General features: G+C 60.7%; 13 protein-coding genes. 4 read left to right on the plus strand and 9 right to left on the minus strand.

Annotation, left to right across the window (positions count from 1 at the left end; all coding sequences use genetic code 11):
* Positions 1 to 487: 487 nt before the first annotated feature.
* Positions 488 to 1720 carry a peptidase T gene (pepT, locus tag ABLV04_RS17495; RefSeq protein ID WP_023289160.1) on the minus strand — a complete coding sequence of 411 codons (1233 nt, stop codon included), beginning with the start codon at positions 1718 to 1720 and terminating at the stop codon, positions 488 to 490.
* Between the two features lie 257 nt (positions 1721 to 1977).
* Between pepT and potA the strand changes: the two genes are divergently transcribed.
* Genes potA through potD form a run of 4 tightly spaced genes read left to right on the plus strand, consistent with a single transcriptional unit; the run spans position 1978 to position 5780 of the window.
* The gene (potA, locus tag ABLV04_RS17500) at positions 1978 to 3114 is read left to right on the plus strand and encodes a spermidine/putrescine ABC transporter ATP-binding protein PotA (RefSeq protein ID WP_032452454.1); all 1137 of its coding nucleotides are present in this window, start codon (positions 1978 to 1980) and stop codon (positions 3112 to 3114) included.
* Complete coding sequence (gene potB, locus ABLV04_RS17505; RefSeq protein WP_004150812.1) at positions 3098 to 3955, plus strand: spermidine/putrescine ABC transporter permease PotB; 858 nt, start codon at positions 3098 to 3100, stop codon at positions 3953 to 3955. Before potA ends, potB begins: the two co-directional genes overlap by 17 nt.
* The gene (gene potC / locus ABLV04_RS17510; RefSeq protein ID WP_004150813.1) at positions 3952 to 4737 is read left to right on the plus strand and encodes a spermidine/putrescine ABC transporter permease PotC; all 786 of its coding nucleotides are present in this window, start codon (positions 3952 to 3954) and stop codon (positions 4735 to 4737) included. Before potB ends, potC begins: the two co-directional genes overlap by 4 nt.
* On the plus strand, positions 4734 to 5780 hold the full coding sequence (gene potD, locus ABLV04_RS17515) for a spermidine/putrescine ABC transporter substrate-binding protein PotD (RefSeq protein WP_023289157.1): 1047 nt from the start codon (positions 4734 to 4736) through the stop codon (positions 5778 to 5780). Before potC ends, potD begins: the two co-directional genes overlap by 4 nt.
* Before the next feature lie 45 nt (positions 5781 to 5825).
* Here the strand turns inward: potD and ABLV04_RS17520 are convergent, their stop codons facing one another.
* From ABLV04_RS17520 to lolC, 8 genes are all read right to left on the minus strand, one after another.
* Complete coding sequence (locus tag ABLV04_RS17520; protein WP_152842606.1) at positions 5826 to 7550, minus strand: aldehyde dehydrogenase family protein; 1725 nt, start codon at positions 7548 to 7550, stop codon at positions 5826 to 5828.
* Positions 7547 to 9175, minus strand: coding sequence for a long-chain fatty acid--CoA ligase (locus ABLV04_RS17525; protein WP_130953051.1), 1629 nt, complete (start codon positions 9173 to 9175; stop codon positions 7547 to 7549). The genes ABLV04_RS17520 and ABLV04_RS17525 overlap by 4 nt, the downstream gene beginning before the upstream one ends.
* Positions 9176 to 9459: 284 nt before the next feature.
* The gene (locus ABLV04_RS17530) at positions 9460 to 9804 is read right to left on the minus strand and encodes a hypothetical protein (protein ID WP_064154815.1); all 345 of its coding nucleotides are present in this window, start codon (positions 9802 to 9804) and stop codon (positions 9460 to 9462) included.
* Between the two features lie 90 nt (positions 9805 to 9894).
* On the minus strand, positions 9895 to 10725 hold the full coding sequence (gene cobB, locus ABLV04_RS17535; protein WP_130953050.1) for a Sir2 family NAD+-dependent deacetylase: 831 nt from the start codon (positions 10723 to 10725) through the stop codon (positions 9895 to 9897).
* Between the two features lie 14 nt (positions 10726 to 10739).
* Positions 10740 to 11651: an N-acetylglucosamine kinase gene (gene nagK / locus ABLV04_RS17540; RefSeq protein WP_130953049.1), complete on the minus strand. Its 912-nt coding sequence runs from the start codon at positions 11649 to 11651 to the stop codon at positions 10740 to 10742.
* Positions 11652 to 11699: 48 nt separating this feature from the next.
* On the minus strand, positions 11700 to 12944 hold the full coding sequence (gene lolE / locus ABLV04_RS17545; protein WP_023289152.1) for a lipoprotein-releasing ABC transporter permease subunit LolE: 1245 nt from the start codon (positions 12942 to 12944) through the stop codon (positions 11700 to 11702).
* Complete coding sequence (lolD, locus tag ABLV04_RS17550) at positions 12944 to 13645, minus strand: lipoprotein-releasing ABC transporter ATP-binding protein LolD (protein ID WP_032452447.1); 702 nt, start codon at positions 13643 to 13645, stop codon at positions 12944 to 12946. The genes lolE and lolD overlap by 1 nt, the downstream gene beginning before the upstream one ends.
* The gene (gene lolC / locus ABLV04_RS17555; protein WP_023289151.1) at positions 13638 to 14837 is read right to left on the minus strand and encodes a lipoprotein-releasing ABC transporter permease subunit LolC; all 1200 of its coding nucleotides are present in this window, start codon (positions 14835 to 14837) and stop codon (positions 13638 to 13640) included. The genes lolD and lolC overlap by 8 nt, the downstream gene beginning before the upstream one ends.
* Positions 14838 to 14853 lie beyond the last annotated feature (16 nt).

Raw genomic sequence — 14853 nt, forward strand, 5'->3', positions numbered from 1 at the left:
CGCCCGGCGGCGCTGCGCTTGCCGGGCCTACGGGTTCCGCGGCCACCGGTTGGACTGTAGGCCGGATAAGGCGTTAGCCGCCATCCGGCATAAAGACGAGTACCCGCTTTGCTGTTGACCGCCCGGCGGCGCTGCGCTTGCCGGGCCTACGGGTTCCGCGGCCACCGGTTGGACCGTAGGCCGGATAAGGCGTTAGCCGCCATCCGGCATAAAGACGAGTACCCGCTCTGCTGTTGACCGCCCGGCGGCGCTGCGCTTGCCGGGCCTACGGGTTCCGCGGCCACCGGTTGGACCGTAGGCCGGATAAGGCGTTAGCCGCCATCCGGCATAAAAACGAGTATCCGCTCTGCTGTTGGCTGCCCGGCGGCGCTGCGCTTGCCGGGCCTACGGGTTCCGCAGTCACCGGTTGGACCGTAGGCCGGATAAGGCGTTAGCCGCCATCCGGCGTCTTGTCCGACACGCGGCCCTACCGGGCTGCCTGAGAAGATTAATGCCCTTTTCGTGCCGCCGTCAGCTCGGCGATACGCACGATCACCTGCACCGCTTTCTCCATCCCTTCCAGGGTGACAAACTCATGTTTGCCATGATAGTTGTAGCCGCCGGTAAACAGGTTCGGGCATGGCAGTCCCATAAACGAGAGCTGCGCCCCGTCGGTACCGCCGCGGATCGGCTTCATCTGCGGTTCGATATCGCAGTCCACCATGGCCTGGCGGGCAATATCGACCACATGCGGATGGGCGATCACCTGCTCATGCATGTTGTAATAACTGTCCTCGATCACCAGCTCGATATAGCAGTCCGGGTGCAGCCCCTTGCCCACCTTTTTGGCGATCTCCATCATCTTGCGCTTGCGCGCCTCGAAGTGCTTACGGTCAAAATCGCGGATGATGTAGTGCATCTCGGCCCGATCGACGCTGCCTTTGATGCTGGTGAGATGATAAAAGCCTTCATAGCCTTCGGTGGTCTCCGGCGCCTCGTCGGCCGGCACTTCGGCATGAATCCGCGCGGCCAGCGACAGCGCGTTGACCATCACCCCTTTCGCGGTGCCGGGGTGCACGTTGTTGCCGACGATCTTAATGGTCACCGAGGCGGCATTGAAGTTTTCAAACTCCAGTTCGCCGACCCCGCCGCCGTCAACGGTATAGGCCCAGCGGGCGTCAAAGGCCTCGACGTCGAAATGTTTCGCCCCTTTTCCGACCTCTTCATCGGGGGTGAAGGCCACGCGGATATCGCCGTGGGGGATATTTTTCGCCTGCAGGGTCGCCAGCGCGGTCATGATCTCGGCGATGCCGGCCTTGTCGTCCGCCCCCAGCAGCGTTTTTCCGTCGGTGGTGATCAGCGTCTGCCCCAAAAGCTGATGCAGAACCGGGAACATCACCGGGGAGAGCACCTCATCGCCGATACCCAGCGCAATATCGCCGCCGCGATAGTTTTCGACAATCTGCGGGTTAACGTTTTTGCCGCTGAAATCCGGGGAGGTGTCGACGTGAGAGATAAAGCCGATGGCCGGGATATCGCCCTCGACGTTGGCGGGCAGGGTTCCCATTACCGTCCCTTTTTCACTCAGCGTTACCTTGACCAGTCCCATTTCTTCCAGCTGCGCCTGCAACAGGCGTAACAGCTTCCACTGCCCTTCCGTGCTGGGGACCTGACGAACGCCAGGCTTCGACTGCGTGTCCAAAGAAACGTACTGCAAAAAACGCTCAAGCAATTTATCCATGTAGCCACCCTCTTCTTTTGTGACAACATTATTGATAAGCCAGAAAAGACAAATATTGCGTCAGGTCATTCTTAGCCCGTAAAGCGAAATTTAATAACGGAACCGACGTTATGGTGTAAAGGTAGACTATGCAGGCGTATCAAGGATTGGCGATTACCCTCGTTTGCCGTAGAATGCTGGCCCTTATTAAAAACGTGCAACCCCAAAGGTGGTTAATCACAAACCCCGCAGCGGTCGGAAGTTTCCGTTGCGTCTACATGGGACAGAGTCAAAAATTGAATATACAACCGCGTTCGCGTTCGCCGCTGGTGCAACTGGCGGGAATTCGCAAAAGCTTTGATGGTAAAACGGTCATCGATAACCTTAACCTGACCATCAACAATGGTGAGTTTCTCACCCTGCTTGGCCCCTCTGGCTGCGGTAAAACCACCGTTCTGCGCCTTATCGCCGGCCTGGAAAACGTCGACAGCGGACGGATCCATCTCGAAGATCACGATATCACTCATGTTCCGGCGGAAAACCGCCACGTTAATACCGTATTCCAAAGCTACGCCCTGTTTCCGCATATGACGGTGTTCGAGAACGTCGCCTTCGGCCTGCGCATGCAGAAAACCCCGGCGGCGGAAATCACTCCGCGGGTGATGGATGCCTTAAAGATGGTGCAGCTGGAGACGTTTGCCCAGCGCAAACCGCACCAGCTCTCCGGCGGCCAGCAGCAGCGCGTGGCCATCGCCCGCGCGGTGGTCAACAAACCGCGCCTGCTGCTGCTCGATGAGTCCCTTTCGGCGCTGGATTACAAGCTGCGCAAGCAGATGCAGAACGAACTGAAAGCGCTGCAGCGTAAGCTCGGCATCACCTTCGTCTTCGTCACTCACGACCAGGAAGAGGCCCTGACCATGTCCGATCGCATCGTGGTGATGCGTGATGGCAAAATCGAACAGGACGGCACCCCGCGCGAGATCTACGAAGAGCCAAAAAACCTGTTCGTCGCCAGCTTTATCGGCGAGATCAATATCTTCGACGCCACGGTCATTGAACGCCTCGACGAACAGCGCGTGCGGGCCAGCGTGGAAGGGCGTGAATGCAACATCACCGTCAATTTTGCGGTGGAGGCCGGCCAGCGTCTGCATGTCCTGCTGCGCCCGGAAGATCTGCGCGTCGATGAGATCCACCACAACAGCGACGCCGACGGCCTGATCGGCTATGTGCGCGAGCGCAACTATAAGGGCATGACCCTCGAGTCGGTGGTGGAGCTGGAAAACGGCAAAATGGTGATGGTCAGCGAATTCTTTAACGAAGACGACCCGGATTTCGACCACTCTCTTGACCAGAAAATGTCTATCAATTGGGTGGAGAGCTGGGAGGTGGTGCTGGCCGATGAAGAACACCAGTAAATTCCAGAATGTGGTGATCGCCACCATCGTCGGTTGGCTGGTGCTGTTTGTCTTTCTGCCCAACCTGATGATCATCGCCACCAGCTTCCTGACCCGCGACGACGCTAACTTCGTCAAGCTGGTCTTCACGCTGGACAACTACTCGCGGCTGCTGGATCCGCTCTATTACGACGTGCTGCTGCATTCGCTGAACATGGCGCTGCTGGCGACCCTCGCCTGCCTGGCGCTGGGCTACCCGTTTGCGTGGTTCCTTGCCCGGCTGCCGCAGAAGGTGCGGCCCCTTCTGCTGTTCCTGCTGATCGTTCCCTTCTGGACCAACTCGTTGATCCGCATCTACGGGCTGAAGATTTTCCTCAGCACCAAAGGCTACCTGAACGAGTTTCTCCTGTGGCTGGGAGTGATCGACACGCCGATACGCATTATGTTCACCCCGTCGGCGGTGATTATCGGCCTGGTGTACATCCTGCTGCCGTTTATGGTGATGCCGCTCTACTCCAGCATTGAGAAACTGGACCGCCCGCTGCTGGAAGCGGCGAAAGATCTCGGCGCCAGCAAGCTGCAGACGTTTATCCGCATCATCATTCCGCTGACCATGCCGGGGATCATCGCCGGCTGCCTGCTGGTCATGTTGCCGGCGATGGGGCTGTTCTACGTTTCCGACCTGATGGGCGGCGCCAAGAACCTGCTGATCGGCAATGTGATCAAGAGCCAGTTCCTCAATATTCGCGACTGGCCGTTCGGCGCGGCAACCAGCATTACCTTAACCCTGGTGATGGGCCTGATGCTGTTGATTTACTGGCGCGCGGCGCGCCTGCTGAATAAAAAGGTGGAGCTGGAATGATCGGTCGACTGCTGCGCGGCGGCTTTATGACCGCCATCTACGCGTATCTCTACATCCCTATTATTATTCTGATCGTTAACTCGTTTAACCGGTCGCGTTTCGGCATCAACTGGCAGGGGTTCACCACCGACTGGTATAGTCTTCTGATGAACAACGATAGCCTGCTGCAGGCCGCCCAGCACTCGCTGACCATGGCGGTGCTGTCGGCGACCTTCGCCACCCTTATCGGCTCGCTAACCGCCGTGGCGCTGTACCGCTACCGTTTTCGCGGCAAACCGTTCGTTAGCGGCATGCTGTTTGTGGTGATGATGTCGCCCGATATTGTCATGGCCATCTCCCTGCTGGTGCTGTTTATGCTGATTGGCGTCCAGCTTGGCTTCTGGTCGCTGCTGTTTTCGCATATCACCTTTTGCCTGCCGTTTGTGGTGGTCACCGTTTACTCCCGGCTGAAAGGCTTCGATGTGCGGATGCTGGAGGCGGCGAAAGATCTGGGCGCCAGCGAGATGACCATCCTGCGCAAAATTATCCTGCCGCTGGCCCTGCCGGCGGTGGCGGCCGGGTGGCTGCTGAGCTTCACGCTGTCGATGGATGACGTGGTGGTCTCCTCGTTCGTCACCGGTCCGGGGTATGAAATCCTGCCGCTGAAGATCTATTCGATGGTCAAGGTCGGCGTTTCGCCAGAGGTGAACGCTCTGGCAACGATACTGTTGGTTCTGTCGCTGGTGATGGTCATCGCCAGTCAGTTAATTGCACGTGATAAAACTCAGGGGACGTTAAAATGAAAAAATGGTCACGCCACCTGCTCGCGGCGGGCGCTCTGGCAATCGGCATGAGCGCCGCCCACGCGGACGACAGCAAAACGCTCTACTTCTACAACTGGACCGAATATGTGCCGCCGGGCCTGCTGGAGCAGTTCACCAAAGAGACCGGCATCAAGGTTATCTACTCGACCTACGAGTCGAACGAAACCATGTACGCCAAGCTCAAGACCTATAAAGACGGGGCGTACGACCTGGTCGTCCCGTCGACCTACTTCGTCGACAAGATGCGTAAAGAAGGCATGCTGCAGAAGATCGATAAAAGCAAGCTGACTAACTTCAGCAACCTCGATCCGCAGATGCTGAACAAACCGTTCGACCCGAATAACGACTACTCCATCCCCTACATCTGGGGGGCGACGGCCATCGGCGTCAACAGCGACGCTATCGATCCGAAAACCGTCACCAGCTGGGCCGACCTGTGGAAGCCGGAATACAAAAGCAGCCTGCTGCTGACCGACGACGCGCGCGAAGTGTTCCAGATAGCGCTGCGTAAGCTGGGCTATTCCGGCAACACGACCGACCCGAAAGAGATTGAAGCCGCCTATAACGAGCTGAAAAAACTGATGCCCAACGTCGCGGCGTTTAACTCCGATAACCCGGCGAACCCGTATATGGAAGGCGAAGTGAACCTCGGCATGGTATGGAACGGTTCGGCTTACGTCGCCCGCCAGGCCGGTACGCCGCTGGAAGTGATCTGGCCGAAAGAAGGCGGCATCTTCTGGATGGACAGCCTGTCGATCCCGGCAAATGCGAAAAATGTCGACGGCGCGCTGAAGCTGATTAACTTCCTGCTACGCCCGGATGTCGCCAAACAGGTCGCGGAAACCATCGGCTACCCCACGCCAAACCTGGCGGCGCGCAAAATGCTCAGCCCGGCCGTGGCCAACGATAAATCGCTCTATCCGGACGCCGCCACCATCGAGAAAGGCGAATGGCAAAATGACGTCGGCAGCGCCAGCGCTATTTATGAAGAGTATTACCAGAAGCTGAAAGCGGGCCGCTAATCCCGCCGGGCGGAACCGCGGTTCCGCCCTTTTTTTGCTCTCACTTTAGCCCCTCAGGGCGCGCCAGAGGATCGCCGGCAGCTTGCGCCAGCGCGGCCGATGGTAAAAATCCACCAGCCGCTGCGCCACCGCTTCCTGCCCCCGGTGAGTAATAAACCAGGGCGGCAGGGGCATCAGCGTCAGTTCGCCATGCCACAGACTGCGCGGAAACGGCCGAAACGGCGCCTCAATCACCGTGCGCTCGGTTTTCTCCAGCATAAAGCTGTTATGCACCTTGCCCTGCCCGCTCTGAATATCGTCGAGCCTGTGGCCGGGAAACGCCCCCCACGGGCAGGGAGCTAACAGGAAGGCCACCCCGCTCCAGCAGTTGATCGCCACCGTGCCATAGCGCAGCTCGGCGATCAGCGCGTTAAAACGCTTACGCCCAATCGCCTTGCGGGTGCGCGGGTGGATCACAATATTGGCCCCCAGCGTGCCCTGCAGCCGCTGATTGGCATAGCCGATCGCCTGGCGCAAAAAGCTTTCCGCGCTGTCGGCCTCAAGGCGGGTGATCGACAGCCCCGGGCCAAAGACCTCCTGCTGGCAGAAGTCCGGATCATCCTCGGTGTTCGCCACAATCAACGGCAGCGCGTCGCCGCGGGCTATCTCCAGCGGCTGACGGGCGCGCAGGCGAAAGTCAGTCAGCCGGTTTTCCGCGCCGGGGTAATAGTCCGGACGGGTATTGGCGGCGATCAGCCGGTACAGCTGACTAAGCAGGGCCGACGCCGGCTCCCAGCCTTGCTGCAGGATCAGCACCTGGCTGGCCACGCAGTTAAACCCGCCATTGTTCATCTTCTGCGTCGCCAGCTGCTGCGCCTGAAAAGCGATATCCGCCTCGCTCCACGGACCGGGGACGATAATGGTAGGGCTGACGCCGCCCAGCTCCGAGGTCACCCGTCGCGGGTTCAGCGGCGTCCCGGCGGCCCGACGCTGGCGAGCCGCCTCACCATCGCCCCAGACGATAGCGTCATGGCTCTCCCGCGAGCCGGTGATATGGATCTCATCGACAGCGGGATGGGTGGTCAGCCACGCCCCCGCCGGGGCGTCGCCGGTGACGATGCGGAGCGCATCCATGGCGATCAGCGGCGCCAGAGCCTGAGCCAGCAGATCGTGCAGATAATCATTCACCGGGTTGAGCTTCAGCAGGCAGACCTGATTTTCAATAAATAGTTTGTGTAATACGTCCAGCGGCGCGATAGCGGCCACATTCCCGGCGCCGAGCACCAGCGCCAGCTTGCCCTGTCGCGCGGCCGGCGGGATATCGTATGCGGCTGCCGCGCAGCGATCGAGATTGGCCCGGGTGACCCCCGGCTGCATCCAAATTTCAGCGCGAACACCAGACAGCAACAGTCGATCCCAGAGCGTGCCGGGCACCACCCGCAGCGCCAGGCGGCCGTCCGCCAGCGTCCGCAGCGGGATCCGCCGGAGGAAGGTTTTCTCCTCCAGCTGCTCCAGGGTGGCGATAAGCCCGTTGCAGCCGACCATCAGCGCGCAGGGGCCTGCCAGCCACTCTTCGCCCGTCAGCGGATCGCCTGGCGGTAGTCCTTTGGCCCTCGCCGCCGCCTCCACCCACGCAGGAGCAATTGAAGCCAGGGCATCCTTGATCTGGCGCAGGAGCGCCAGACGACGATTCACTGAGGTCTCCGCCCAGCGCTGGCGCGCCGCCGACAAGGCGTGCAGCGCTGCGTCATACTGAGAGCAGGTCGTCAGACCGGGTCGCGCGTGGCTCATTTTCCCTCACTCATTAAAATCTCTCCATAGGCCTGGCGCAGCTGATTCTTGAGCACCTTGCCCGTGGCGCTGACCGGTAGCGCATCGACAAATATCACCCGGTCCGGGATCTGCCATTTGGGCACCCGTTTCTCAAACCAGGCCAGCAGATCGCTCTCTTCCACTTCGCCCCCTTCCACGCGAACGCACAGCAGCACCGGCCGCTCGTCCCAGCGCGGGTGGCGGGCGGCGATGGCCGCCGCGCTGCGCACCGCCTGATGCGCGATGGCGATATTCTCCAGCTCAACGGTGGAGATCCACTCGCCGCCGGACTTGATGATATCCTTTGCCCGATCGCTGATCACCAGATAACCATTGGCGTCGAGCGTACCGATATCGCCGGTATCAAACCAGCCTGCCGCGGTCAGGGCGCTTTCGTCCTGACCATAGTACTGCTCCACCACCCAGTGCCCTCTGACCTGCAGATATCCCTGACTTTGGCCGTCCATCGGCAGTGGGTCCCCCTCGACATCCACCACCTGTAGCTCGATGCCAAAAATAGGCCGCCCCTGACCGGTACGCTGTTTTTGCTGCTTCGGCGCCGGGAGTGCGTCATGTTTGCTCAACAGCGTGTTAATGGTGCCGATGGGCGATGTTTCGGTCATTCCCCAGGCGTGGATCAGCGTAATGCCGTAATCGTGCTGAAAGGCCTCCATCATCGACGGCGGCAGCGCGGAGCCCCCGACAAACGCGCGTTTAAAATCAGGCAGCCGCATGTCCGACCGTCGCATCGCCGCCAACAGACCGGCCCAGATCACCGGCACGCCGAACGCCACCGTCACCTTCTCGGCGGCCAGCAGCTGCAGCAGGCTGTCGCCATCGAGGTGCGGCCCCGGTAGCACCAGCCGCGCGCCGACCATGGCGGCGATAAACGGCGTCCCCCACGCGTTGACATGGAACATCGGCACCACCGGCAACAGGCTATCCCTGGCCGAGATCCCGGCGGCGTCCGGCTGATTGCCGCTCAGGGCATGCAGGACCAGCGAACGATGGGTATTCAACACCCCTTTCGGTCGGCCGGTGGTCCCCGAGGTGTAGCAGAGCGAGGCCGGCGTCAGTTCATTGAGCGGCGGCCAGCGATAGTCTGCCATCCCCTGCTGCAACAGTTCGTCAAAAAACAGCAATGAGGGCAGCTGGCTGAGCGCCGCTTCGCTGCGGGGCGCCATCAGCACGACGTGTTTCACCGTCGGCAGCTGCGGCAGGAGCTGCGCCACCAGCGGCAAAAAGGTCTGGTCAAAGAACAGCACCTCGTCGGCAGCGTCGTTGAGGATATACCGCAGATGGTCAACCGACAGCCGCGGATTGACGGTGTGCGTCACCCAGCCGCCGGAGGCGACGGCAAAATAGATCTCCAGGTGGCGGCGATTGTTCCATGCGAGGGTGGCGCAGCGGGCGCCCGGCGGCAGCCCCAGCGACGCCAGCGCCGATGCCAGCCGCTGAGCGCGGCTGGCCACTTCCCCCCAGCTGCTGTGCTCCTTCTCACCGCCGGCGCCCACCGAGACGATCTCCGTCTCGCTGTGGTATTGCGCCGCATGGCTGAGCAGCGCGGTGGTAGTGAGATCCTGATAAATCATCGGTGACGGCATGGCGGGGTCTCCTTTACAGACTTCCGGGCGGGGGAACAGGGTCGCGGCGCGAACGTGCGGACGCCTATTGAATCTGGTCTACATTTGCCGGTCTGCACAAAAAAACGCACGGAAATCAGCGGTCACGCACAAAATTATCGCGGGTAATCGCTCAGAAAGGAGAAGCCGAGAATGATATGATGAAGGGCATTGCCCGGCGCCGGTCCGGGCGATATCGCCAGAGCGACCGCCGGGGGACTGACGATAGCCTGGAGTAAGTGATGCGCGCCTCAGAGGAAAGCGGATCAGCGTCGCCCGCCGTCGCGCTGGCCTTTGTCCTTCCCTTTTTCGGCTCGCCGTTGCACAAAATCTTCAATGATGCCGAAGATCCCGTTGAGGGGTTTCCACAGCACCACCAGCAGCAGCATGGGGCCGTATACCCGCACACCGCCCGTCGCGACCTGACCGGTAAACAGCAGGGCTAAGCCATCCAGCAGCAGGCACAACGCGCTGCCGGTGCCGATCAACAGGCACAGCAGGAAGAGGATCGGTCGGCTATCGGCGTATTCAGGTAGCGCACGCTGGCTCCAGACGCCAATGATAATGGCCGCGATCAAGGCGATCGATGCAATGACCAGGGGATGATGCATGGTCTGACTCCTGTCATGACGTGACATCCTTGTCAACAGCGCTGCCGGAAGCGGTGGGCGTCGCCCTGGCCCCCGGCAGGCTGATTCAGTTTACAGCGCGTTTTCCTGCAGCAGCTTATCGATAAAGGCGGGTACCACTTCGCTTGCCAGCCCGTAGTGCTTTTCGGCAAACTCGCTGCCCACCTGGCTGGGCTCGAGGTTCAGTTCAACGGTATGGGCGCCGTGCAGTCGCGCCTCGTGCACAAAGCCGGCCGCCGGATAGACGTGGCCGGAGGTGCCGATGGCGATAAAGATATCCGCTTCGGCCAGCGCGCTGTAGATTTCGTCCATCCCCAGCGGCATTTCGCCAAACCAGACCACGTGCGGACGCAGCGCCGCCGGGAACTGGCAGCAGTGGCATTTGTCCTCTGCGGTGACGTCCCCGGACCACTCCAGCACCTGGCCGCTCCACGAACAGCGCACCTTCAGCAGCTCGCCGTGCATATGGATCACCCGGCGGTTGCCGGCGCGTTCATGCAGATTATCGATATTCTGGGTGACCAGCAGAAAATGGTCGCCCAGCAGATCCTCCAGACGCGCCAGCGCCAGATGCGCCGCGTTCGGCGCGATCTCCGGACTCTGCAGCTGACGACGGCGGGCGTTGTAGAACGCCTGCACCAGCGCCGGGTCGCGGGCGAAGCCTTCCGGCGTCGCCACATCTTCCACCCGATGCTCTTCCCACAGGCCATCGGCCGCGCGGAAAGTTTTGATCCCCGACTCCGCCGATATGCCCGCGCCGGTTAACACCACCACTCTCGGTTTGGCCATCGCTTCAGGCTTCATCCTGTCCTCCCTAAAGAAAATCCGCTGACGCAGACGGTCACGCAACTGACGTTTATTGCGACGAAAACGGCTCAATCGATGTAAACGGCGCGACTGCATAGCTACCTCTGTGGTTAATGGCTCAGATGAAGGAAGGCCGCACCGCGCATTCCCCCGGCATCGCCGTGGCGCGCGCGCTCAATGCGCGGCACACTGGCGACCGGCAGAAGATGGCGCGGCAATCGCTGCGCCAGCCCTTCGCTAATGGCCGTAAAGTTAGATAATCCACCGCCGAGCACCAGCAAATCCGGGTCGACAATGGTCAGTATATTTCCCAGACACACCGCCAGCAGATCGAGATAGCGATCTACATGCGCCAGGGCGCGCGGATCGTGCTGCTGCCACTGCGCCACAATCTCCGGCGAGGTAAGCGGTTGCTGATAAAAATGTTCATACAGCCAGGCGAAACCGCGGCCGGAGAGATAATTTTCAATGCAGCCCAGCTGGCCGCAGCCGCAGCGAAGCAGCGGAAAATCACGCCCGACCACCTCCAGGGCATCCACCGGCAGACGAATATGACCAAACTCGCCGGTGATATAGCTATGTCCGGTAATCGATTTACCGTTCAACACCAGGCCGCCGCCCACGCCGGTGCCGAGGATCAGCCCCATCACCAGCGGGTATTGCGTAAACTCATCGTCCCACGCTTCCGACAGCGCGAAGCAATTGGCGTCATTATCGAGGCGCACATCGCGCCCCAGCCGCGCGCTGAGGTCGGCGCGCAGCGGCCGGCCGCTGGCGGCAGGCACGTTAGCGGCATACAGCGTGCCGTCCGCCGTTTCCGGCATTCCCGGGATACCGATCCCAACCGTCCCCTGCCGGTCGAAGCGCGCATCGGCCTCGCGGACCAGCGCCTCCACCGCCTGGAGAAAATCCTCATAACTGCTTTTCGGCGTGGCGACGCGTTTTTCCCACTGCAGCCGCCGCTCCTGATTAAATACGCCCAGCGCTATCTTGCTGCCGCCAATGTCAAATCCATAGTACATTTCAGCAATTCCTCTTGTGTCGTCAGCCAGGCCGACGATGACGATAAATTACTGGCCACTCAGCACCCTCGCCGGGTCGATACGGCTGGCGCGGCGGGCGGGATACCAGCTGGCCAGCAAACTCAGCAACAGTGCTGTCACCAGCACATAAAAGACGTCCAGCCAGTGCAGTTCAGACGGCAGGAAGTCAATAAAATAGATGTCGCCGGAGAGGAATTTATGCCCAATCAGGTATTCGATGCCGTTGATGATTGACGTCAGATTCAACGCGCAGATCACGCCGATCACCACCCCGAACAGGCTGCCTACCGATCCGGCTAATAAACCATACCACACGAAAATCGCGCGAATTAAGCCGTCTTTTGCGCCAAGCGTGCGCAGCACCGCAATATCGCCGCTTTTGTCTTTGACCGCCATCACCAGCGTCGAGACGATGTTGAAGCAGGCCACGCCGATCACCAGCACCATCGCCAGGTACATAATGGCGCGGATCATCTGGATATCGCGATACATATAGCCGTAGGTGCCAATCCAGCTCTTGATGTAGACGTAGCTGTTGGTCACCTCGCCGGCGTCGCGCACCAGCTTGTTAGCATGGAAAACGTCGGTGACCTTGATGGCGATGCCGGTCACGCTGCCGCCCATCTCCAGGTACTGCTGCGCATCCTGCATCGGGATCATGGCAAAACTATGATCGAGCTGGCCGCTCAGCTGTAAAATACCGGTCACATGCAGCCTGACGCGTTTCGGCTGCAGCAGTTGATGGTCGGCGTCGGCGTTAGGGATCATGATCGACACCCAGTCCCCCTGCTTCACGTGCAGGGCATCGGCGACGCCTTTACCCAGAATCACCTGCTGTTCGCCGGCCTTGAAGCCGGCCCACGCGTTATTCTGCACAAAGGTGGGCAGCGCGCTGAGCCGGGTTTCCTGCTGCGGGTCGACCCCTTTCACCTGGATGGCGCGCATATTGCTGCCGCTCTCCACCAGGCCGGTGAAGTTAATATAGGGCGCCGCCGCGACAATCCCCTTCACCTTCTGCACCTTCGCCAGCGCCTCCTGCCAGTTATTCCACGGCTGGTTCACGGGTTCGATTTCACCGTGCGGCACCACCGCCAGCACGCGGTGGTTCAGCTCGCGCTCAAAGCCGTTCATCGCGCTGAGACCGACGATCAGCACCGCCACCCCCAGCGCAATACCGATGGTGGAGATCACCGAGATCAGCGACACCATGCCGCCGCGCCGCCGGCCGCGGCTGAAACGCAATGCAATTAATAACGATAACGGAGAGGCCATTACTCGGCCCCCATCAGGGTCAGGTCGGCGGTCAGGCGGCCATCGCGCATCTCCAGCTGGCGGCTCATCCGCTTCGCCAGCTGCAGGTCGTGGGTCACCACCAGAAACGCGGTGCGCTGCGCGAGGTTCAGTTCGCCCAGCAGCTGGAAGATGCTGTCCGCGTTGCGGGCGTCGAGGTTACCGGTCGGCTCATCCGCCAATACCAGCCGCGGTTTGTTCACCAGCGCGCGGGCAATCGCCACCCGCTGGCGTTCGCCGCCGGAGAGCTCCGACGGACGGTGATGGCTGCGGTGTTCAAGCCCGACCGCATGCAGCATCGCTTTCGCCTGACGTTCAATGTCCGCCGGCTTCTTTTTGCCAATCAGCAGCGGCATCGCCACGTTTTCCAGCGCGCTAAAGTCCGGCAGCAGATGGTGGAACTGATAGATAAAGCCCAGCTCGCGGTTGCGCAGGTCGGCGCGCGCGGCGGTAGAGAGCTTGCTCATCGGCTGGCCGGAGAAAATCACGTCGCCAGAGGTGGGCGTATCGAGGCCGCCCAGCAGATGCAGCAGGGTACTTTTGCCGGAGCCGGAGGTGCCGACGATGGCCATCATCTCGCCTTCATCAATGCTGAAGCTGACATTGTGCAGGACATCGGTTTGCACATTGCCTTCCTGATAGCGTTTGCACAGGTTGTCGCATTGCAGCAGGATTTTATTCATAACGTAAAGCCTCAGCGGGTTGAGTGGCGGCAGCGCGCCAGGAAGGGTACAACGTAGACAACAATGCCAGCGCCATCGCCACCAGGGCGATCACGACGACCTGCAGCGGCTCAATCGCCACCGGCAGCGCCGCGCCGTCAAGGAAGGCGCCGATGATCGGCATTAAATTATTCAACTGGCTGGCCAGCAGCGCGCCAAGCACGGCTCCCAGCAGCGCGCCGACGATCCCGGCGCTGGCGCCCTGCACCATAAAGACGGCCATAATCTGTCGCGGCGTCAGCCCCTGGGTCTGCAGGATCGCCACTTCGCCCTGCTTCTCCATCACCATCATCCCCAGCGAGGTAATAATATTGAAGGCCGCGACGGCGACGATCAGGCTGAGCAGCAGGCCCATCATATTTTTCTCCATACGCACTGCCTGGAACAGTTCGCCCTTGCGCTCGCGCCAGTCCTGCCACTGGGTGCCCGACGGCAGCGTCTGCTGGCTGAGGGTATCTACTTGCAGTGGTTTATCCAGCCACAGGCGCCAGCCGGTGATATTCCCCAGCGGGTAGCGCATTAAACGGGAAGCATCGTCGATGTTGGTCAGCATCTGATAACCATCGACTTCGCTGTTGGCGGCGAAGGTGCCGATGACTGTAAACAGACGCTGGCTCGGCACGCGCCCCATCGGCGTAAACTGGCTGGCGGAGGGGACCATCACGCGAATTTTATCGCCGCGATTCACCCCCAGCTGGCCCGCCAGCTGCTCGCCGAGAATCACGTTATATTTGCCCGCCTGCAGATCGCTCTGTTTGACGTTCACCAGGTACGGTGTCAGGGGATCGTTCTGCGCCGGGTCGATGCCCAGCATCACGCCAACCGCCACGCTGCGCGCGCTCTGCAGCACCACGTCGCCGGTGGTGATCGGCGCCACGCGGGTGACGCCCTGGAGTTTCGCCTCGCGCTCCGGCAGCTGTTGGGGATTCACCGAACCCTGTTTGGCGCTAAGAATGGCCTGGGGCATCAGCCCCAGGATGTTGTTTTGCAGTTCGCGTTCAAAGCCGTTCATCACCGACAGGACCGTCACCAGCGCCATGACGCCGAGGGTAATACCGATGGTGGAAAGCCAGGAGACGAAACGACCGAAGCGGTCGGCTGCGCGCCCGCGCATATAGCGCAGGCCGATAAAGAGTGCGGCAGGTTGGTACATGTCATCCATCTGGTTG

The sequence above is a fragment of the Klebsiella sp. JN_Kp127 genome (assembly GCF_040062505.1).
In the GTDB taxonomy this organism is placed as follows: domain Bacteria; phylum Pseudomonadota; class Gammaproteobacteria; order Enterobacterales; family Enterobacteriaceae; genus Klebsiella; species Klebsiella quasipneumoniae.